This is a genomic window from Planktothrix sp., assembly GCF_046067725.1.
Lineage (GTDB): Bacteria > Cyanobacteriota > Cyanobacteriia > Cyanobacteriales > Microcoleaceae > Planktothrix.
In genome coordinates this window covers 1-19,743 of sequence record NZ_JBJUDF010000153.1, presented here as the reverse complement: position 1 = coordinate 19,743, position 19,743 = coordinate 1, and the positions used below count along the sequence as shown (strand labels likewise).

At 43.5% G+C, this 19,743-nt stretch carries 29 protein-coding genes; 26 read left to right on the top strand and 3 right to left on the bottom strand.

Translation table 11 applies throughout. From position 1 onward, the window contains the following. The first annotated feature begins 4 nt into the window (after nucleotides 1-4). The 26 genes from rplP (at nucleotide 5) to ACKPEB_RS08960 (ending at nucleotide 16,723) form a co-directional block, all read left to right on the top strand. Nucleotides 5-430, top strand: a complete 426-nt coding sequence (gene rplP, locus ACKPEB_RS09085) for a 50S ribosomal protein L16 (RefSeq protein ID WP_408964549.1) — start codon at nucleotides 5-7, stop codon at nucleotides 428-430. A gap of 52 nt (nucleotides 431-482) precedes the next feature. Beyond that, the gene (gene rpmC, locus ACKPEB_RS09080) at nucleotides 483-710 is read left to right on the top strand and encodes a 50S ribosomal protein L29 (RefSeq protein ID WP_408964548.1); all 228 of its coding nucleotides are present in this window, start codon (nucleotides 483-485) and stop codon (nucleotides 708-710) included. A gap of 117 nt (nucleotides 711-827) precedes the next feature. Further along, complete coding sequence (gene rpsQ, locus ACKPEB_RS09075; protein WP_408964547.1) at nucleotides 828-1,085, top strand: 30S ribosomal protein S17; 258 nt, start codon at nucleotides 828-830, stop codon at nucleotides 1,083-1,085. An 85-nt stretch (nucleotides 1,086-1,170) separates the two neighbouring features. Beyond that, entirely contained in the window at nucleotides 1,171-1,539 is a 369-nt protein-coding gene (gene rplN / locus ACKPEB_RS09070; RefSeq protein WP_408964546.1) for a 50S ribosomal protein L14, read from the top strand. Then, nucleotides 1,540-1,893, top strand: coding sequence for a 50S ribosomal protein L24 (gene rplX, locus ACKPEB_RS09065; protein WP_408964545.1), 354 nt, complete (start codon nucleotides 1,540-1,542; stop codon nucleotides 1,891-1,893). Nucleotides 1,894-1,985: 92 nt separating this feature from the next. Beyond that, on the top strand, nucleotides 1,986-2,531 hold the full coding sequence (rplE, locus tag ACKPEB_RS09060) for a 50S ribosomal protein L5 (protein ID WP_408964544.1): 546 nt from the start codon (nucleotides 1,986-1,988) through the stop codon (nucleotides 2,529-2,531). A 45-nt stretch (nucleotides 2,532-2,576) separates the two neighbouring features. Further along, a complete protein-coding gene (gene rpsH / locus ACKPEB_RS09055; protein ID WP_408964543.1) occupies nucleotides 2,577-2,978 on the top strand; it encodes a 30S ribosomal protein S8 in 402 nt (133 codons plus the stop codon). Nucleotides 2,979-3,069: 91 nt separating this feature from the next. Then, a complete protein-coding gene (rplF, locus tag ACKPEB_RS09050) occupies nucleotides 3,070-3,618 on the top strand; it encodes a 50S ribosomal protein L6 (protein ID WP_408964542.1) in 549 nt (182 codons plus the stop codon). Between the two features lie 3 nt (nucleotides 3,619-3,621). Beyond that, nucleotides 3,622-3,984 (top strand): 50S ribosomal protein L18, encoded by a 363-nt coding sequence (rplR, locus tag ACKPEB_RS09045; RefSeq protein WP_408964541.1) that lies wholly within the window; start codon nucleotides 3,622-3,624, stop codon nucleotides 3,982-3,984. Nucleotides 3,985-4,121: 137 nt separating this feature from the next. Next, nucleotides 4,122-4,661, top strand: a complete 540-nt coding sequence (rpsE, locus tag ACKPEB_RS09040; protein WP_408964540.1) for a 30S ribosomal protein S5 — start codon at nucleotides 4,122-4,124, stop codon at nucleotides 4,659-4,661. 39 nt (nucleotides 4,662-4,700) lie between these two features. Next, nucleotides 4,701-5,159 carry a 50S ribosomal protein L15 gene (gene rplO, locus ACKPEB_RS09035; protein WP_408964539.1) on the top strand — a complete coding sequence of 153 codons (459 nt, stop codon included), beginning with the start codon at nucleotides 4,701-4,703 and terminating at the stop codon, nucleotides 5,157-5,159. Between the two features lie 149 nt (nucleotides 5,160-5,308). Next, complete coding sequence (secY, locus tag ACKPEB_RS09030) at nucleotides 5,309-6,616, top strand: preprotein translocase subunit SecY (RefSeq protein ID WP_408964538.1); 1,308 nt, start codon at nucleotides 5,309-5,311, stop codon at nucleotides 6,614-6,616. Then, nucleotides 6,616-7,185 (top strand): adenylate kinase, encoded by a 570-nt coding sequence (locus ACKPEB_RS09025; RefSeq protein ID WP_408964537.1) that lies wholly within the window; start codon nucleotides 6,616-6,618, stop codon nucleotides 7,183-7,185. Before secY ends, ACKPEB_RS09025 begins: the two co-directional genes overlap by 1 nt. A gap of 313 nt (nucleotides 7,186-7,498) precedes the next feature. Further along, nucleotides 7,499-7,723 (top strand): translation initiation factor IF-1, encoded by a 225-nt coding sequence (gene infA / locus ACKPEB_RS09020; RefSeq protein WP_008191178.1) that lies wholly within the window; start codon nucleotides 7,499-7,501, stop codon nucleotides 7,721-7,723. Between the two features lie 104 nt (nucleotides 7,724-7,827). Next, nucleotides 7,828-7,941, top strand: a complete 114-nt coding sequence (gene rpmJ, locus ACKPEB_RS09015) for a 50S ribosomal protein L36 (protein WP_071782548.1) — start codon at nucleotides 7,828-7,830, stop codon at nucleotides 7,939-7,941. 310 nt (nucleotides 7,942-8,251) lie between these two features. Then, nucleotides 8,252-8,632 carry a 30S ribosomal protein S13 gene (gene rpsM, locus ACKPEB_RS09010; protein ID WP_408964536.1) on the top strand — a complete coding sequence of 127 codons (381 nt, stop codon included), beginning with the start codon at nucleotides 8,252-8,254 and terminating at the stop codon, nucleotides 8,630-8,632. Between the two features lie 93 nt (nucleotides 8,633-8,725). Next, nucleotides 8,726-9,118, top strand: coding sequence for a 30S ribosomal protein S11 (rpsK, locus tag ACKPEB_RS09005; RefSeq protein ID WP_072719730.1), 393 nt, complete (start codon nucleotides 8,726-8,728; stop codon nucleotides 9,116-9,118). 137 nt (nucleotides 9,119-9,255) lie between these two features. Continuing rightward, nucleotides 9,256-10,215 (top strand): DNA-directed RNA polymerase subunit alpha, encoded by a 960-nt coding sequence (locus ACKPEB_RS09000; RefSeq protein WP_408964570.1) that lies wholly within the window; start codon nucleotides 9,256-9,258, stop codon nucleotides 10,213-10,215. 204 nt (nucleotides 10,216-10,419) lie between these two features. Beyond that, nucleotides 10,420-10,770, top strand: a complete 351-nt coding sequence (rplQ, locus tag ACKPEB_RS08995) for a 50S ribosomal protein L17 (protein WP_408964535.1) — start codon at nucleotides 10,420-10,422, stop codon at nucleotides 10,768-10,770. Nucleotides 10,771-10,782: 12 nt separating this feature from the next. After that, nucleotides 10,783-11,619, top strand: a complete 837-nt coding sequence (gene truA, locus ACKPEB_RS08990) for a tRNA pseudouridine(38-40) synthase TruA (RefSeq protein WP_408964534.1) — start codon at nucleotides 10,783-10,785, stop codon at nucleotides 11,617-11,619. A 95-nt stretch (nucleotides 11,620-11,714) separates the two neighbouring features. Beyond that, nucleotides 11,715-12,173: a 50S ribosomal protein L13 gene (rplM, locus tag ACKPEB_RS08985; RefSeq protein ID WP_408964533.1), complete on the top strand. Its 459-nt coding sequence runs from the start codon at nucleotides 11,715-11,717 to the stop codon at nucleotides 12,171-12,173. Further along, a complete protein-coding gene (gene rpsI, locus ACKPEB_RS08980) occupies nucleotides 12,173-12,583 on the top strand; it encodes a 30S ribosomal protein S9 (protein WP_408964532.1) in 411 nt (136 codons plus the stop codon). The genes rplM and rpsI overlap by 1 nt, the downstream gene beginning before the upstream one ends. A gap of 86 nt (nucleotides 12,584-12,669) precedes the next feature. Beyond that, the gene (gene rpmE, locus ACKPEB_RS08975; protein ID WP_408964531.1) at nucleotides 12,670-12,897 is read left to right on the top strand and encodes a 50S ribosomal protein L31; all 228 of its coding nucleotides are present in this window, start codon (nucleotides 12,670-12,672) and stop codon (nucleotides 12,895-12,897) included. A 200-nt stretch (nucleotides 12,898-13,097) separates the two neighbouring features. Next, the gene (prfA, locus tag ACKPEB_RS08970; protein ID WP_408964530.1) at nucleotides 13,098-14,207 is read left to right on the top strand and encodes a peptide chain release factor 1; all 1,110 of its coding nucleotides are present in this window, start codon (nucleotides 13,098-13,100) and stop codon (nucleotides 14,205-14,207) included. A 256-nt stretch (nucleotides 14,208-14,463) separates the two neighbouring features. Beyond that, nucleotides 14,464-14,865, top strand: a complete 402-nt coding sequence (locus ACKPEB_RS08965) for a response regulator (protein ID WP_408964529.1) — start codon at nucleotides 14,464-14,466, stop codon at nucleotides 14,863-14,865. A 157-nt stretch (nucleotides 14,866-15,022) separates the two neighbouring features. Then, complete coding sequence (locus ACKPEB_RS08960; RefSeq protein WP_408964528.1) at nucleotides 15,023-16,723, top strand: ABC-F family ATP-binding cassette domain-containing protein; 1,701 nt, start codon at nucleotides 15,023-15,025, stop codon at nucleotides 16,721-16,723. A 28-nt stretch (nucleotides 16,724-16,751) separates the two neighbouring features. Here ACKPEB_RS08960 and ACKPEB_RS08955 read toward each other — a convergent pair whose 3' ends face one another. From ACKPEB_RS08955 to ACKPEB_RS08945, 3 genes are all read right to left on the bottom strand, one after another. Next, a complete protein-coding gene (locus ACKPEB_RS08955; RefSeq protein WP_408964527.1) occupies nucleotides 16,752-17,468 on the bottom strand; it encodes a DUF928 domain-containing protein in 717 nt (238 codons plus the stop codon). A 69-nt stretch (nucleotides 17,469-17,537) separates the two neighbouring features. Continuing rightward, a complete protein-coding gene (locus tag ACKPEB_RS08950) occupies nucleotides 17,538-19,352 on the bottom strand; it encodes a CHASE2 domain-containing protein (protein WP_408964526.1) in 1,815 nt (604 codons plus the stop codon). Nucleotides 19,353-19,592: 240 nt separating this feature from the next. After that, nucleotides 19,593-19,730 (bottom strand): CHAT domain-containing protein, encoded by a 138-nt coding sequence (locus tag ACKPEB_RS08945; protein WP_408964569.1) that lies wholly within the window; start codon nucleotides 19,728-19,730, stop codon nucleotides 19,593-19,595. Nucleotides 19,731-19,743: the final 13 nt, after the last annotated feature.

Sequence of the window (19,743 nt, the reverse complement as noted above, 5' to 3'; positions counted from 1 at the left end):
GATCATGTTAAGTCCCAGAAGAACAAAATTCCGCAAACAACAGCGTGGCCGGATGAAAGGTCAAGCCACTCGTGGGAATGATCTCAACTTCGGTGATTTTGCCCTACAAGCTTTAGAACCTTGTTGGATTACCTCTCGCCAAATTGAAGCAGCCCGTCGAGCTATGACTCGTTATATTCGTCGGGGCGGCAAAATTTGGATTCGGATTTTCCCTGACAAACCAGTTACCATGCGGGCTGCTGAAACTCGGATGGGTTCCGGTAAAGGGGCTCCTGAATATTGGGTAGCGGTCGTTAAACCCGGTCGGGTACTCTTTGAAATTGCGGGGGTTTCCGAAGAAATTGCACGGGAAGCAATGCGGTTAGCGGCGTTTAAGTTGCCGATTAAAACCAAATTTATTGCCCGTTCTGTTGAGGAAGAAGCTTTGTAATTGTGTTGTTAACCCGCTTGGGACAATTAGCTCAACTATTGAGAATTGAAATATGTCTTTTCCCAAAATTGAAGAAGCAAGACAGTTAAATGATGAAGAACTGTCCCAGCAAATCTTAGAAGCCAAAAAACAACTCGCTAACCTACGTTTACTCAAAGCAACGGGGCGTTTAGAAAAAACTCATGAGTTTAAGCATACTCGCCATCGTTTAGCCCAATTAAAAACCGTAGAGCGAGAACGACAAATTAGTAACCAGTTATCAGTTAGCAGTAACCAGTAAATCGTTAAAAGTTAATCGTTAAGGGTGAATCATCTTAATATTTAACTAAAAACTGATCACTAAAAACTGACAACTGATCGCTGATCACTGATAACTGATCTTGGAGAGACTTGCACGATGGCAGTAAAAGAACGAGTTGGCTTGGTCGTTAGTAACAAAATGGATAAAACGGTGGTTGTAGCGGTGGAAAACCGTTCTCCCCATCCAAAATACGGCAAAATTGTCGTTAAAACCAAACGATATAAAGCCCACGACGAAAACAACGAATGTCAAGAAGGAGATCGAGTTCGCATTTCTGAAACTCGTCCTTTAAGTAAAACCAAACGCTGGAATGTGGTCGAAATTCTAAGCGATAAAAACAAAACTGAACTGTAAGAGTTGAAACTTCAAATCGTCATCAGGAATCGTCAAATCATGATTGAACAGGGATTGACAAGCCTGAGAGGGACAAAATAAAACTATGATTCAAGCTCAAACGATTCTTAATGTTGCTGACAATAGCGGTGCACGGAAATTAATGTGTATTCGCGTTTTAAAAGGGGGCAACTGTCGTTATGGTGGCATTGGTGATGTCATCATTGCGGTTGTGAAAGATGCTATCCCGAATATGGCTGTGAAAAAATCCGATGTAGTTCGGGCTGTAATTGTTCGGACTCGTCACAGTTTACGTCGCGATAGTGGTATGAGTATTCGGTTTGATGACAATGCGGCTGTGATTATCAACGCCGATGGGAATCCCAGAGGAACTCGTGTATTTGGGCCTGTAGCGCGGGAACTACGGGATAAGAATTTCACGAAAATTGTTTCTCTTGCACCGGAGGTTCTTTAAATGTCCAATAAAACCCAATCCGACAAACCCCAACGTTACAAAATGCACGTAAAAAAAGGCGATACCGTGCAGGTGATTACCGGAAGCGATAAAGGAAAAGTCGGCGAAATCCTGCGAGTTCTTCCTAAAGTGAGTAAAGTCGTCGTTAAAGATGTTAACGTCAGAACCAAGCACGTTAAACCCCGTCAAGAAGGTGAATCGGGTCAAATCACGACCTTTGAAGCTCCGATTCATAGTTCAAACGTTATGCTCTACTCCACCAAAGAAAACGTCGCCAGTCGGGTGTGTCACACCTTCACTGAAGATGGACGCAAGGTGAGAATGCTGAAAAAAACGGGTGAAATTATTGATTAAGCGGTTGTCTGTTAACGACTTATTGTTAACACTCAACGGTCAATTGTCAACTCTATCCTGACCAAGCCCAGGGTTCATAAAGAACAACAACTATGGTAGCTAAACTCAAAACTGTCTACTTAGACAAAATCGTTCCCAAAATGATGGATCAATTTCAATATGAAAATATCCATCAAGTTCCTAAGATCGTTAAAATCACCGTCAACCGGGGTTTAGGCGAAGCGTCTCAAAATGCTAAAGCTTTAGAGTCTTCCATCAATGAATTAGCCGTGATTACGGGACAAAAACCTGTTGTCACCCGTGCTAAAAAAGCCATCGCTGGGTTCAAAATTCGCAAAGGAATGCCCGTCGGTGTGATGGTAACCTTACGTTCAGACCGGATGTATGCCTTCTTAGATCGACTGATCAATTTAGCTTTACCTCGGATTCGTGACTTTCGTGGGGTCAGTGGTAAAAGTTTTGATGGTCGCGGAAACTACAGTTTAGGTGTCCGAGAACAATTGATCTTTCCTGAAATTAACTATGACAGTATTGATCAAATTCGAGGTTTAGATATTGCAATTGTGACCACAGCCAAAACCGACGAAGAAGGGCGCGCCTTACTCAAAGAGATGGGTATGCCTTTTCGGGAAAGCTAATGTGGAACAGGCATCTTGCCTGTAACTTAAAGTAACGAGGAAACTATGGCGGCAAACGATACCATTGCGGATATGTTGACGCGCATTCGCAATTCTTGCATGGCGCGGCATCAAACTACACAAATTCCTTCTACAAAAATGACCCGTAGTATTGCCCAAGTTCTGAAACAAGAAGGGTTTATTGGGGATTTTGAAGAAACGGGCGAAGGCCTTAAAAAATACTTGGTTGTCTCTCTCAAGTACAACTCTAAAACAAAGGCTCCCACCATTCAGAAGTTACAGCGAGTCAGCCGACCGGGTTTGCGAGTGTATCGCAACCGCAAAGAACTCCCTCGCGTATTAGGTGGAATTGGCGTAGCCATTATTTCTACATCTCGCGGTGTGATGACTGACCGGGAAGCTCGACGCCAAGGACTTGGTGGTGAAGTGCTTTGTTATATCTGGTAGTTGCCTGTTGTCGGTTGTTAGTTGTCGATCAACAGCCAACAGTCAACAGTCAACAATCAACAGTCAACAGTCAACAAATGATGAGATAACTATGTCTAGAATTGGTAAACGTCCAATTTCTGTACCGAAGCAAGTCTCCCTCACCATTAATGGTCAACAAGTCACTGTTAAAGGCCCCAAAGGTGAACTGTCTCGTGTACTTCCCCCAGAAGTTGTTGTGGAGCAGGACGGCGAAATCGTCAACGTTAAACGGGCTTCCGAGTCTCGTACTGCCCGTCAACGTCATGGTTTGTGCCGAACCTTGGTTTCCAATATGGTAGAAGGGGTTTCCAAAGGTTTTGAGCGTCGTTTAGAAATCCAAGGGGTGGGTTATCGGGCAGCCGTGCAAGGTACCAACCTCGTGTTAAACGTCGGTTACAGCAAACCCGTAGAAATGACCCCACCAGAAGGAGTTCGTGTTGCCGTTGAGAACAACACAAACGTGATTATTAGCGGCATTGACAAGGAAATTGTCGGCAATATGGCTGCTCGCGTTCGGGCTGTACGTCCCCCAGAACCCTATAAAGGCAAGGGGATTCGTTATCAAGGCGAAGTGGTCAGACGTAAAGCTGGTAAAACTGGTAAGGGTGGGAAGAAATAAACTATGAAACTAACTCGTCAAGAATCCCGCGATCGCCGTCATCGGCGAGTTCGAGTCAAGGTCTTTGGAACTCCAGAACGGCCAAGATTAGCCGTGTTTCGTTCAAACCAGCATATTTATGCCCAGGTGATTGACGATACGACACATCATACGCTAGTTGCTGCTTCTACTGTCGAACCCAGTTTGAAGTCTGAAGTTGCTTCTAGCGCCAGTTGCGAAGCTTCCGTGAAAATCGGCCAGTTAATTGCTGAGCGTGCGGTAGCTAAAGGCATCAAACAGGTAGTTTTTGATCGGGGTGGATATATCTATCACGGTCGCGTCAAAGCCTTAGCTGATGCCGCCCGAGAAGCTGGACTAGACTTCTAACAGTAAACAGTCAACAGTTATCACTCAATCCCATGAGCGGTTCTGATTCATGAACCCTGAATGCTCCTGACGGGTAACTGATAACTGATAACTGATAGCTGATAACTGACATCAACGTTGATCAGGATATTAAAACTATGGCAGAGCAGCAGCAACAGCAGCGTCGTAAAAAAAGTAATCGCACTAAAGAAAAAGAAGTTGAGTGGCAAGAACGGGTTGTCCAGATCCGTCGGGTGACTAAGGTGGTCAAAGGGGGTAAGAAACTCAGCTTCCGAGCCGTGGTTATCGTTGGCAATGAACACGGCCAAGTCGGTGTCGGTGTCGGTAAAGCCGCCGATGTGATTGGAGCCGTGAGAAAAGGGGTCGCTGACGGTCGTAAAAACGTTGTCGAAGTTCCCTTGACCAAATCTAATTCAATTCCTCATCCGGTTAATGGTGCAGGCGGAGGCGCTCAAGTGATGATGCGTCCTGCTGCTCCGGGGACAGGGGTAATTGCTGGGGGAGCCGTTCGGACGGTTTTGGAACTAGCTGGAGTTCGCAATATCTTAGCGAAACAACTAGGTTCTAGCAATCCTTTAAATAATGCTAGAGCCACAATCGATGCTTTGGAGTCATTACGAACCTTCTCGGATGTTGCCAAAGAGCGGGGAATCCCCATTGAGCATCTTTACGCTTAATTTCGTTATCCATCTGAAACTGTTCAACTAGAAGCAATCATGAGACTCAACGATGCTATACCCAAACCGGGCTCTCGCAAACGCGGTCGTCGCCTAGGTCGTGGGATTTCTGCTGGTCAAGGAGCAAGCTCTGGGAAAGGAATGCGGGGTCAAAATTCTCGTTCCGGTCGCAGTACCCGCCCTGGCTTTGAAGGGGGTCAAAATCCTCTGTACCGTCGCCTTCCTAAACTTAAGGGCTTCCCGCTGATTAATCCTAAACAGTACACTACGATTAATGTAGGTCAGTTGGCATCCCTAAGTGCCAATACTGAAGTTACCTTGACTTCTCTGTTAGACGCGGGACTCTTAACCGGAACTCGTGGCCCTCTAAAAATTTTAGGGAATGGGGAACTGAATGTGGCTCTGCGGATAGAAGCGGCTGCCTTTACCCAAGGAGCGCGTACCAAAATTGAAGCCGCAGGTGGGACTTGTCAGTTATTAGGAGACAGTAATCAGTAAACAGTCAATAGTCAACAGTAAACTGTTAACCATTAACAGTTAATAGTTGTCAAGCGTTAACTAAAAACTGACAACTGATTACTAAAAGCTAAAAACTGACAACTGACAACTGACAACTGATTACTGATTACTGATTGAGGCAGTCCTTCATGGTCGTTAGTCGAGACAAAGCGCCAACTGCACAGGAAACCTTCTTGCAGATGGCACAAGCTGCTGGTCTAAGAGGTCGGATTTTAGTCACCATTGGCTTGCTGATTCTAGTACGGGTCGGTGTATTTCTACCTATCCCTGGTATTGATCGTGCTAGTTTTTCTGCGGCGATTCAGAATAGTCCGGTGATCGGGTTCCTTGATTTATTTTCTGGAGGCGGACTATCGGCTCTGGGAATTTTTGCATTAGGAATTTTGCCGTATATTAATGCCTCCATCATCATGCAATTGATGACGGCGGCTTTACCCAGTCTGGAAGATCTACAGAAAAACGAGGGAGAAGCAGGACGGCGCAAGATTTCTCAAATTACTCGCTATGTAGCTTTAGGGTGGGCTGTGTTACAAAGCGTCGGGATTGCCATTTGGATTAATCCCTTTGCGGATAATCCGGGTATTCTCTTCCAAGTTCAAGTGGTTCTCGCCCTTGCAGCCGGATCGATGTTTGTCATGTGGCTGTCGGAACTGATTACTGAACGAGGAATTGGTAACGGTGCTTCTTTATTGATTTTCCTGGGAATTGTGGCGGTGTTACCGACGTCCTTGGGCAATACCTTAGAGTTAGCGCAAAGTGGCGATCAAGCAATTGTGGGTCGGGTGATTCTTCTGTTAATCGTTTTCCTCGCAATGATTGTGGGGATTGTCTTTGTTCAGGAAGGAACTCGACGTATTCCGATTGTTTCGGCTCGTCGCCAAGTGGGTCGGAAATTATACCGAGAAAAAACCAGCTATCTGCCTCTGCGGTTAAATCAAGGGGGCGTGATGCCGATTATTTTTGCATCGGCGGTTTTAATCTTGCCTGCTTCCCTGTCTCAATTTACGAACAATCCGATTTTGGTTCAAATTGCGACAGCCCTGACACCGAGTGGATCAACTCCTTGGCTATATGCAGCGTTTTATTTATTACTGATTGTGTTCTTTAGCTATTTCTACGCTTCATTAATTATGAATCCTGTAGATATGGCACAGAACCTTAAGAAAATGGGTGCTAGTGTTCCCGGCATTCGCCCTGGTCGCGCTACCAGTGAGTATATTGAGCGGGTTTTAAATCGCTTGACATTTTTGGGAGCTATCTTTTTAGGGTTAGTTGCCATTATCCCAACAATCGTTGAGAGTGCTACACGAGTTCCTACTTTTCGGGGCTTTGGCGCCACCTCTCTGCTGATTCTGGTGGGGGTAGCCATTGATACGGCTAAACAGGTACAAACCTACGTGATTTCTCAACGATATGAAGGAATGGTGAAACGATAGTGCACTTGATTTTTCTAGGCCCTCCAGGGTCGGGAAAGGGGACTCAAGCTGGTCAGATTTCTGCCAAGTTTACAGTGCCTCATATCTCGACGGGTGAAATTTTACGCACTCATGTCAGTCAAGAAACTGATCTGGGTCAAAAAGCTAAGGATTATATGGATCAAGGGGAATTAGTCCCTGATGATTTGATCTTGGATATGGTTGTCCATCGTCTTGAGCAATCTGATGCCCAAAACGGTTGGATCTTAGATGGGTTTCCTCGAAACATTTCTCAAGCGGACTTCGTGGCGACCAATATTATCCCGGCGGACAGTCACCCTAAAGAATTAGTCAGAGAGCTTCGAGTGATTAACTTAGATGTTCCTGATGATATTTTAGTACAGCGATTGTTAGCCCGAGGACGTCAGGATGATCACGAGGAAATCATTCGTCACCGCTTGCAAGTCTATCGGGAACAAACCGCTCCCTTAATTGATTACTATGACGAGCGAGGGCAGCTTTATCACCTTGATGGAAACCGTTCCATCCATGATGTCACAGAAGAGTTAACCCAGATTGTTACCGTTTAGGACATAGCTTGGCTCTTGAAATGTAAGCTCTTTTCAGGAGTTCTTCACAAGCTAGATGCCTGTAGGGGAAGGTCATTCAACCGAAGTTACTCCTGCTTGATCCGTCAACATCTCCCCTTAGCCCTGGGTTGACCCTGGATTTCTCAGGAAATTTAGGGAAAAAGATTGACAAAAAACAGAGATTACGCTCAATTTTTTGATAAAATCTGTTAAGAAATATGTTTGAACTCGGATTTCTTAATGTGATCAGAGGAGCAAATCTCGGTCATTTGTTGATCGAGGGGACAGATCGTTGAATTGAGGTAACAATAACTTGGCTAAACAAGATCTCATTGAAATGGAAGGGACAGTCACTGAATCCCTTCCAAATGCTATGTTTCGCGTAGACTTAGATAACGGGTTTAATGTCTTAGCCCATATCTCTGGGAAAATTCGGCGGAATTACATCAAGATTTTGCCTGGAGATCGGGTCAAGGTTGAATTGACCCCCTATGACCTAACTAAAGGTAGAATTACCTATCGTCTACGCAAAAAATAGAATGAAATCTTATCCCTTAGCCTTTGGGGTAAGGGTTAAATTAGATAAAAATTCCGTTTTCAGTGATATAATAATAAATTTGTTGTAGTGTCGCTCAAATTGGCATGAAAGTTCGAGCATCAGTCCGCAAAATTTGTGAAAAGTGTCGCGTCATCCGTCGTCGAGGACGGGTGATGGTGATTTGTTCAAACCCCAAACATAAGCAACGCCAAGGCTAACAACCCTGGATCGTCCATTTAGGACGGAATTCAGGGTTTTCCTGAGACTGGGAAAACAGACTCAACAACTACAATGCTGTGATTCAAGTTTAGCCTTGAACTAGCCCCAGCCCTTGTTAAGTCTTAAGGAATAGCTACAAAACCCTTTTTTCGACGTGAAAGAGTGGGAAGTTGAAACCAGAACAGTAGCTTCAACCTATCAAGTCGCCCAAGCCATTTAGCAAATTTGGGGATCAACTAAATTGCCTATCATTTTACTGCATGATTTAGGCATTGTCGCGATTGTACATTTTAAAGGGAGACGTTCATTGTGGCACGGATAGCCGGAGTAGACCTTCCACGAGATAAACGTGTTGAAATTGGTCTGACTTATATTTATGGAATTGGACTTTCACGGTCTCAACAAATCCTCAAAGACACGGGTGTCAATCCTGATATCCGGGTTAAAGATTTGAGTGATGCTGATGTTGCAGCCCTACGCGCCGCCATTCAACAGTATCAGGTGGAAGGGGATCTGCGACGGATGGAGGCCATGAATATTAAACGCCTCATGGATATTGGAACGTATCGGGGGCGTCGTCATCGTCTAGGTCTGCCTGTACGGGGTCAGCGCACCAGGACAAACGCGAGAACTCGTCGAGGGGTTCGCCGTACTGTTGCGGGTAAGAAAAAAGCAGCCGCTAAGAAATAATTAGGCAGAACATTTTAAACGCACAGAAATGGCTGATTCAAGTTCAGCCGGGTTCTTAATGCACAGAACAAGAAAATCGTAAACGAGATTACTATGGCGCGACAAACGAAAAAAACAGGGCCGAAAAAGCAAAAACGGAACGTCCCCAATGGGGTAGCCTACATCCAATCCACCTTTAACAATACGATTGTAACCATTACCGACCCGAATGGGGAGGTCATTTCTTGGGCTTCTGCTGGGTCTACCGGATTTAAAGGGGCTAAAAAGGGGACTCCTTTCGCCGCCCAAACCGCAGCCGAAAACGCGGGACGCAGAGCTAATGATCAAGGAATGCGTCAAATTGAAGTTATGGTGAGTGGCCCCGGTGCCGGTCGGGAAACAGCCATTCGTGCGTTGCAAGGGGCTGGTTTAGAAATTACCCTGATTCGAGATATTACTCCCATTCCCCATAATGGTTGCCGTCCTCCCAAACGACGTCGCGTGTAATTACGGCTTTCCCAAGTCGTATAAGCGTGGAGTTTCGCGTCTTAATGGGAAAGAATGAGCCAAAACGCGCTCGTTTCATTCTTTACCTTACTACTGTCAATTCATTTTGGGGTTCAATGGAGAAGGGAGGTCCATCGGTGGCGCAGTTTAAGATTGAGTGTATTGAATCGAACACTGATACAGACCGAAGTCAGTACGGAAAATTCGTCTTAGAACCTTTAGAACGGGGTCAAGGGACGACGGTTGGTAATGCTCTTAGACGGGTTTTACTCTCAAACTTAGAAGGAGCAGCCATTACATCAGTACGGGTTGCTGGTGTGAATCATGAGTTTGCAACGATTACAGGGGTTAGGGAAGACGTTTTAGAAATTCTCCTAAACTTGAAAGAAGTTGTACTCAAAAGCTATACCCATCAAAAACAAATCGGCCGTTTACTCGTTCAAGGCCCAGCGACGGTAACGGCAGGTCATTTTGAGTTACCTTCAGAGGTTGAGGTTGTAGACAAAAACCAATATATCGCTACTCTGGCTCCTGGGGCAACCTTGGAAATGGAATTCCAAGTTGAGAAGGGATGTGGATATCGGGCGGTTGAACGCAGTCGTGATGAAGCGGCGGCTGTGGATTTTCTACAAATCGATGCGGTGTTTATGCCCGTGCGTAAAGTCAATTATACCGTTGAAGACGCACGAGTAGCTGGGTATGAAGAAAAAGACCGACTGATTGTGGAAATTTGGACAAATGGGAGTTACACCCCCCAAGAAGCCCTGAGCCAAGCTGCAACGACATTAGTGGATTTGTTTACGCCCTTGAAAGATATCACCCTGGAATCGATTAAAAGCGATCAAAATGATGATATCGATCCTACCAGTCAAATCCCGATTGAAGAATTGCAGTTATCCGTTCGGGCTTACAACTGCCTCAAACGCGCTCAAATCAACTCAGTCGCGGACTTACGAGATTATACTCAAGAAGACCTCTTAGAAATTAAAAACTTTGGTCAAAAGTCTGCGGAAGAAGTGATCGAGGCGTTACAAAAACGCTTAGGGATTACATTGCCTCAAGAACGAGCCTCTAAATCTACGGCTTCATCTTCTTGAGCCACTCAGAATCAGTTATCAGTTATCAGTCATCAGTGATCCGTTGATCGTGGTGTTTACTCTTTCGTGTTGAGGTAACAACCCTTGACAACTAACGATTAAAGCTCAAGTTTTGACAGTGAACTCTTGCACTGATAACTGATAACTGTTCACGGATAACTGATTAAATCCACTCAATCATTTTTCACCTTAAGGTAAGTCATTATGCGTCATCGTTGTCGTGTTCCCCAATTGGGCAAACCTGCGGATCAGCGTAAAGCACTCCTGCGCTCTCTAGCCACCGAATTGATTCGCCATGGCCGAATCACCACCACTAAAGCTAGAGCGAAAGCGGTACAATCAGAAGCAGAAAAAATGATTACCCTGGCAAAAGATGGTTCCTTAGCGGCCCGTCGCCAAGCCCTGGGGTATATCTATGACAAACAACTGGTTCATTCCTTATTTGAGGGAGCCAAAGAACGGTATGGCTCTCGCAATGGCGGTTATACCCGTGTTGTTAGAACCGTCAGCCGTCGGGGAGATAATTCAGAAATGGCGATTATTGAATTGGTGTAAAGTCGGTTAACTGTGGATTGTTCCCTTCCCCTTCCCCCTGCCCGCAATGATCAACAGCGTATAGCTTTGGTAATTCAGTATCAGGGAACTCACTTTCAAGGTTGGCAACGACAACCGAATCAACGCACGGTGCAACAGGAAATTGAAACGGCGATCCGGGCAGTGACTCAAGCTCCTGTAACCCTGCACGCAGCAGGACGCACAGATACGGGGGTTCATGCGGCGGCTCAAGTGGCGCATTTTGATGCACCGAGTCAGATTCCGGCCTATCGTTGGGCTACCATTCTTAACAATCGCTTATCGCAGGATGTTTTGATTCGGGCATCGGCCTCTGTTCCTTCCACTTGGCACGCGCGGTTTTCCGCAAACTGGCGTCGATATCGATACACTCTGTATACCGAACCTCGACCCAACCTATTTGTCCGTCCTTTCACTTGGCATTACTATCATCATCCTCTGGATGAACAGTTAATCCAATCCGCCTTAGAGCAGTTATTGGGATATCACCATTTATCTGCGTTTCAACGCAGTGGCACATCCCGCCCCCATGCTTGGGTAGACGTACAATTTGTCAGTTGTCAGCGCCAAGACCCCTTCATCCATATTGAAGTGCAAGCCAGTGGATTTTTATATGGCATGATGCGATTGCTTGTAGGGTTGCTGGTGGAAGTTGGAAACGGGGAACGCTCCCTAGAAGAGTTTCGAGACATCTGGACTCAAGAACGCCGAGACGTTGTTAAATATGCAGCCCCAGCCCAAGGGCTTTGCTTATTGCGAGTGGGTTATCCAGAGTTTCCCTTTGATCAGGCTATTTGGTTTGATACTTTTCCTAAATTTGTTGTGGGTTGATGGTTGACGGTCAACAGAGACCCGACACCCTACTTAACAGCCTCATGTTGCCTGTTCCACACAAGTGTCAATCTTAAATTTAAGGACAATCAAGAATGACAACAAAAACCTTCCTTCCTTCAGAGACATCCCTAGAACCGAAATGGTATGTCATTGATGCGGCTGACCAACGCTTAGGTCGCTTGGCCAGTGAAGTCGCCCGTATTATTCGGGGAAAAAATAAACCCATTTACACCCCTCACTTAGACACCGGTGACTTTGTAATTATTGTCAATGCCGAAAAAATTCAAGTGACGGGTAAAAAACGGACTCAAAAACTGTATCGCCGTCACTCCGGTAGACCGGGGGGGATGAAAATCGAAACCTTTGACAAATTGCAAGCTCGAATTCCTGAACGGATTATTGAGCAAGCCGTTAAAGGAATGTTACCCAAGAATACCCTAGGACGGAACCTGTTTACAAAACTCAAAGTTTATGCAGGGCCGGATCATCCTCACCAAGCTCAAAAACCCGAAACCTTAACACTCAATACGATTCCAACAGGAGGTAATTAATGCAAGCAACTGATAGTGGTCGTGCCGTTTACTGGGGAACTGGCCGTCGGAAATCCTCTGTGGCACGAGTTCGCCTCGTCCCCGGTACTGGCAAATTAACGATTAATGGCAAAGATGGCGATTTGTATCTGCAATACAACATGGGCTATCTGGCTGCCGCTAAAGCTCCTCTGGACACCCTCGGTCTGGAAAATGAGTATGATATTTTGGTCAGCGTTCAAGGTGGCGGTTTAACGGGTCAAGCCGAGTCTATCCGTTTAGGGGTTGCTCGTGCTTTGTGCGAACTGAGCCCGGATAATCGTAAACCCCTGAAAACCGAAGGTTACTTAACCCGTGACCCCCGTGCCAAAGAGCGTAAAAAATATGGTTTACGCAAAGCACGTAAAGCTCCCCAATACTCCAAACGTTAAACCCTTCTGGGTTTACAACCCCATCGGGAAGAAATTCCCATGAAAATTTCCATTAAACACTTTGTAAATTTAGAAGCTCAAAAACCATGCCTAAACCTGGTATTCACCCTGAATGGTATCCAGAGGCTGAAGTCTATTGCAACGGTGAATTAGTTACAACCGTTGGTTCCACCCAGCCTCGCCTTTATGTTGATGTGTGGTCAGGAAATCATCCTTTCTACACAGGAACTCAGAAAATCTTAGACACTGAAGGACGAGTAGAACGCTTCCTACGGAAATACGGCATGATGGATGATAAGCAATCCCAAAAATAGCGAGGTTGTCGTTTGTCCGTCGTCTGTTGTCTGTAGTTTTCTCTACTGACAACCGACTGTTTACGAGTTTGCAGGGTGTTCGGTGCTGAATTCACTTTGAAATCAGCCCTTCCCAGCTAGAAATTAAATTTAGGGGTGCAACGCCTCTAAATTGTAAATTTATGACAACTGACAACTGACAACTGACAACTGACAACCTTATGGCTGATGCTTATCTTGTCGATAAACTTAAATCGATTGAACAAACTTTTAATGAATTAACCCTGCGTTTAGCTGATCCTGATATTGCCACTGACCCCAATGAGTTTCAACGAGTTGCTAAAGCTCGTTCGTCGATGGAAGAGATTGTCAGCACTTATCAAGATTGGAAAACATCTCAGGAACAACTTGTCGGAGCTCGTCAAGTCATGAAGGAAGCCGGAGATGATCCAGAAATGCGGGAGATGGCTTCTTTAGAAGTGACTGAGTTAGAAACCCAAATTCATCAACTGGAAATTCGCCTGAAAATCCTGTTACTTCCCCGTGACCCCAACGATGAGAAAAACATTATGTTGGAAATTCGGGCGGGAACCGGAGGGGAAGAAGCGAGTATTTGGGCGGGAGATTTAGTCAGAATGTACACCCGATATGCGGAAGGTCAACGCTGGCGGGTGAGCATGGTGAGCGAGTCTCTGGCTGACATGGGTGGTTTTAAGGAAGCAATTTTAGAAATCCAAGGGGACAGCGTTTACAGCAAACTTAAGTTTGAAGCTGGGGTTCACCGAGTCCAGCGTGTTCCTGTAACTGAGGCTGGGGGGCGGGTTCATACCTCTACTGCTACGGTTGCTGTGATGCCAGAAGTTGATGAAGTGGACGTTGAAATTGATCCCAAGGATATTGAGATAACAACGGCTCGTTCCGGGGGGGCTGGCGGTCAAAACGTCAACAAGGTGGAGACGGCGGTTGACCTGTTCCATAAACCAACGGGAATTCGGATTTTTTGTACCGAAGAACGCAGTCAATTACAAAACCGGGAACGGGCGATGCAAATTTTACGGGCGAAGTTGTACGAAGCGAAACTACGGGAACAACAGGAGGCTGTAACGTCGATGCGTCGTTCTCAGGTGGGAACTGGCTCCCGTTCTGAAAAAATCCGTACTTATAACTATAAAGACAATCGAGTTACTGATCACCGCTTAGGTGAAAACTTTCCTCTAGCAAGCATTTTGGAGGGAAATTTGGAAACTGTACTGGACGCCTGTATTGTTAAAGACCAGGAAGAACGGTTAGCGGAATTAGCCAACTCCACATCTAATCCGGTTTCAGTCTAATGACAGGGGTTTTGACTTTGTTATAGAGAGGATTCTGGCCCGGAATGTCAGCGATCTTGTAGGAAGTGCGAGAACTCATTGGAGTCTCGCTTTTTTTATGATTCTTTGCCTTGGGTCATTTTTGGGCAAAGAAAGTTCCCTTGCTTGGTTTAAGATAGAATTAAAGTTATGATTAATGGTTGATTTTCTAGGAAATGCTCCTAAACCCCAAATGTTATCGGATTTTATTTTTTAAGTTGAATAGAGATCTTAAGGTATGCCTGAAAGCAAACTGAAACTCATGGTGGTTGATGATGAGCGGGATAATCTCGATCTGCTTTATCGAACATTTCGACGGGAATTTCAGGTATTTAGAGCCGATAGCCCTTCTAGTGCGATGAATATTCTGGATACTGAAGGAGAAATGGCGATCATTATTTCTGATCAAAGTATGCCGGAAATGACAGGAATTCAATTTTTTACCGAAGTCAATCAACGTTTTCCTGATACAATTAAGATTCTACTCACCGGTTATTCTGAAGATGCGTTAGAATTAGATTCGGAAACTCTAACATCGACTTTAATTTTTAAATGTATTACCAAACCCTGGGAGCCTGAACTGTTTAAAGCGATTATTAAAAATGCGGTAGAAACTTATCAGGTCAGTAAGGAAGGATAGAATCTTTAAAAAAATAAGGATTAAAATTAATTGGAAATAAAAATTATTTTTTAGATTAAATTATGCTTTAACATAGAAATTGTTATGGCTTAAAATACCTAAAATTAATGAGAAATAACCCATAAACAGTAATTGTTTTATACAAAAGGAAATTAAAATGTTACGTCTTGAGCATATCAGTAAAATTTATCCGACGGGTTTAGTTCTTAAGGATATTAATTGGGAAGTTAAACCGGGCGATCGCGTGGGTTTAGTCGGCGTGAATGGGGCGGGAAAATCAACTCAATTAAAAATTATTGCTGGGGAAATTGAACCCACCTCTGGAGAAATTATTCGTCCATCGAGTTTAAAAATTGCTTATTTAACCCAAGAATTTGAGGTTAACCCAAGTCATACGGTTCGTGAAGAGTTTTGGACAGTTTTTCAAGAAGCCAATCAGATTCACGAAGCTTTGACCGAAGTGCAACATGAAATGCAAACGGCAACTCCAGAAAAGTTAGATCAATTAATTAAAAAATTAGATCGTTTACATCGAGACTTGGAAGCCATTGGCGGGTATACATTAGAATCTCAAATTGAGAAAATATTGCCGGAAATGGGGTTTGACTCAGAAGATGGCGATCGCTTAGTCAGTGCCTTTAGTGGCGGTTGGCAAATGCGAATGAGTTTAGGAAAAATATTACTTCAAGAACCGGATTTATTATTATTAGATGAACCGACTAACCATTTAGATTTAGAAACCATTGAATGGTTAGAAACTTATCTGAAAGGGTTAACAACACCGATGGTGATTGTTTCCCATGACCGAGAATTTTTAGATCGTCTTTGTACGCAAATTGTCGAAACAGAACAGGGGGTTTCTAAAACTTATTTAGGGAATTATTCGGCTTATTTACAACAAAAGGAAGAAGCAGAATTAGCTCAATTAAGTGCCTATGAACGGCAGCAAAAGGAGTTAGAAAAACAACAGGCATTTATTGAACGCTTTCGCGCCAGCGCCACTCGCAGTACCCAAGCAAAAAGTCGGGAAAAACAACTAGATAAAATTGAACGAATTGAAGCACCGACTTCTTTTTCTCAAACCCTAAAATTTCGATTTCCTGCGGCGGTGAGAAGTGGTCGAGAAGTGGTAAATATTAAAGATTTAACTCATTTTTATGATGATAAAATCTTATTTTTAGGCACAGAATTATTAGTTGAACGGGGCGATCGCATTGCCTTTTTAGGGCCGAATGGTTGTGGAAAATCCACGTTACTGCGTTTAATTATGGGGTTAGAAGTACCCACCGAAGGAAAAGTTTCATTAGGAGAACATAACGTAATTCCGGGGTATTTTGAACAAAATCAAGCGGAAGCTTTAGATTTAGAAAAAACGGTTATGGATACGATCCATGATGAAGTTCCTGATTGGAAAAATGAAGAAGTGAGAACTTTATTAGGACGGTTTTTATTTAGTGGAGATACGGTTTTTAAACAGGTTGGGGCGTTAAGTGGCGGAGAAAAAGCCCGTTTAGCGTTAGCTAAATTATTACTACAACCTGTGAATTGTTTAATTTTAGATGAACCGACTAATCATTTAGATATTCCGGCGAAAGAAATGTTAGAGGAAGCTTTACAACATTATGATGGAACGGTGTTGATTGTTTCCCATGACCGTTATTTTATTTCCCGTGTTGCTAATAAAATTGTTGAAATTCGAGATGGGGAATTTCGGGTTTATTTAGGGGATTATCATTATTATTTAGATAAACTCGCAGAAGAGAAAGAACAGGCACGTTTAGCTAAATTGGAAGCGGAGAAAGCCGCCAAAAAAGCAGCGAAGGATGCTAAGAAAAAAGCTAAGGCTAAAGAGAAATAATTGATTTAATCAGGGATTTAACGAGTTTTTAAGGTTGAATCAGAGGTGCTGTTACGAGAGCATCCAGTTTAACTTGTTGGAGGAGTTTTTTCCAATCTGATTCTAATTGTGGATTATTCGGTTGCGCTTGACGGAGGGTGGCTAAAGTGGCGATCGCATCATACCAAATTCCCGCTTGAGCATAAACTGACCATTGTTCAGCAGGCGTTTTTTGTAATGCTTCAGTTAATTCAGAATTGGGTTGAACTCGCTTAATCATCCCGCGAACAGAAGGCGGCTTAGGAGAATCACAGACTAAAGAAACCGTCCAACGATAAATTCCAGGTTGAAGTTCCGGTTGATCTTTGGGAATTGTTATTGCTATAATTCCGGGTTCTTTTGGTAGATTAATTGCTGTTTTATAAACAGGACTATCCGATTGATGATCAAAAACAACAAAATCTGCGGTTTTCGCTTTGGTTTTGGGGATATAAATTAAAATTGTTGGATGGGATAATGTGGTTAATTCGCGTTGTTCTGTATCTAGAATAATGGCGGTTAAGCCTTGAGAGTTGCCATCGACTAAGCAGATTATTTCCCCTGCCGCTCCTGGCCGTGGCCCTCCTGGCTTCGTGTCTCCTGTTCCTCCTGTACCAGGGGGTACAGGGTCGTCTTGAGCTTGTAAGGGTAAGGGAATCAGCAATAGGTTTAAAGCCAAGGTAGAACCAATAAAAATTAGCTTTAAAAATAATGAGGGTTTTAGCATTCCAATTTTGCCCCCTGGATTTTAATTTTATCTAAATATATCATAAGTTGATGAGATTGATCCCATCTTTTAAAATTTTCCTAAAACTTGATAGACTGTAATCGGGATTTCTTTCCCTTTTAACGTTAGTTCTCCCCAGGATTCTACTACAAATCTGCCCTTTAAATAATTTAAGGTTTCTTGAGCAATTAAAATTCGACAGATGCCACCTTCTCGGTGTTTTTCGCAGCTTTCTAAACGGGATGCAATATTAACGCTATCTCCAATTAACCCATATTCTAAACGATTCTTTCCGCCTAAACTTCCGACGGTTACGGTTCCAGTATAAATTCCTACTCGCATTCCGACAGACGGTAATCCTTGTTGTTGCCATTGTTCGTTGAGTTGCTGTAAATGTTGACCCATTTCTAAAGCTGCATTAACGGCATTTTCAGCATCTTTTGCGATCGCTTCAAATGTAGTTCTAGCAACTGGAACCCCAAAGGCTGCCATTAACCCATCTCCGGTGAATTTACTCACAATACCTTGATGTTTTAAAACAATATCGGTCATGGCACTCAGGTATTCATTTAACCAAATCATTAAGGATTCTGAGGATTGCTTTTCGGCGATGGTGCTAAAGTTTTTTAAATCAGTAAATAGGATCGTTGCGGTTAGAGTTTTTGGGGGTAAAAGACCAGAGTTAATTAAATGCGATCGCTCTGTCCAAAGTGTTTCTGCAATATCTGAAGAGGTTTGTTGTCCTAACAATTTCATCACCATATATTGTTGCTGTTGAGATTCCCGAACTTGAGCAATCACCGTCCCAGTAAACGTTAGAATAAATCCTAACATGGGTGCAGCCACCGGAACCCAAAACATCCGCAAAAAAAGTCCGTAACTGATGAGTCCTAATCCACTTAAACACAGTAAGCTGCCTCCAATTAAAAGACTGGTTTTTTTCCATTTAAACCCCAAATATCCTCCTAAGATTGCCCAAGTGAATATCCAGAGAATTTCAACGGGTTCAGACCAAAATCTAAACAAAGGTTTTTCATCTAAAACAGCACTGAGAATTTGACTAATGGCATGACCATGAATCACAACTCCGGGCATTTCTCGCAGTCGAATTTGGGTGCTACTATAGGGAGTGGGGAAAACATCTTTAATGCTGGGCGCAGATGTCCCAATTAAAACAATTTTATCTTTAACCAAATTGGGATTAATTTTATTTTGTAAAATATCGGTTAATGTAACCGTATGAGCCAGATTTTTAGGGGTTCGATAATTCAATAAAAGTTTATATCCGCCTGCATCAATATTTTGATATCCGCCAGAGTTTGATTCTAGCTTTTTAAAGATTACGTTGCCTAATTGATATTCCTTATTAACCGTTAATTTTGGTTTAATGCCTAGGGGTTTAAGATAAGCTAAAGCTAACTGAACAGAAAAAGACTTTAACCCCGAAGTAAACATGAATTGACGACGCACAACCCCATCCGGGTCAACCGGAATATTAACAAACCCGATACGTTCTGGAGGAAGAGTTGGGGGTGGCGGAATTGTCGACATGGAATCATATCCTACAAAATTAATGCCAATAATATTCGGTTTTTGTAATTGTTGAACTAACGCTTCATGACCAGGAGGAATGGCGATATCTCGAAATAAATCTATTCCAATAACACGGGGTTTATGGCGTTGCAAATTGGCTAAAACTTGTGCTAAAATTGAATCAGGTACAGGCCATTGTTTGATCAATTGTAAATCAGCTTCTGTAATTTCGACAATCAAGAGGCGAGGGTCAGGATTATCTTCAGGACGCCATTGCACCATGCTATCAAAGGCGGCTAACTCCAAAGGTTGTAACCCGCCCAATTGTCGAATCACCAGTAAACTAATCATTGTTAAACTAAGAATTATTAATGTCCGCAGTTTAACAGGCAGATTAAAATTTAGATTCATTGATGACCTAACCCCCCTGCCCCCTTCCCTGCAAGGGAAGGGGGAGTTATTATACTAAATACAACTTCTGATTTAAGCGTAACAAAAATTCTCCCCTCTCCTTGCAGGAGATGGGTCGGGGGAGAGGTCATAAAAATCTGCCTGGGAAAATTAAACAGTCCATTGCTTATTCCCAACTTCTTATTGTCCCTCACCAATTAAAGTAAACGCCGCCCAATAATAAGGATCAGGATATTGATTTTTCATCGTTAACATGGCTTGTCGTAACGCTTGGGCTTTGTTGGGTGTCGTCTGTAAGTTTTGATAAAATTGTATCATCAATTGAGAAGTT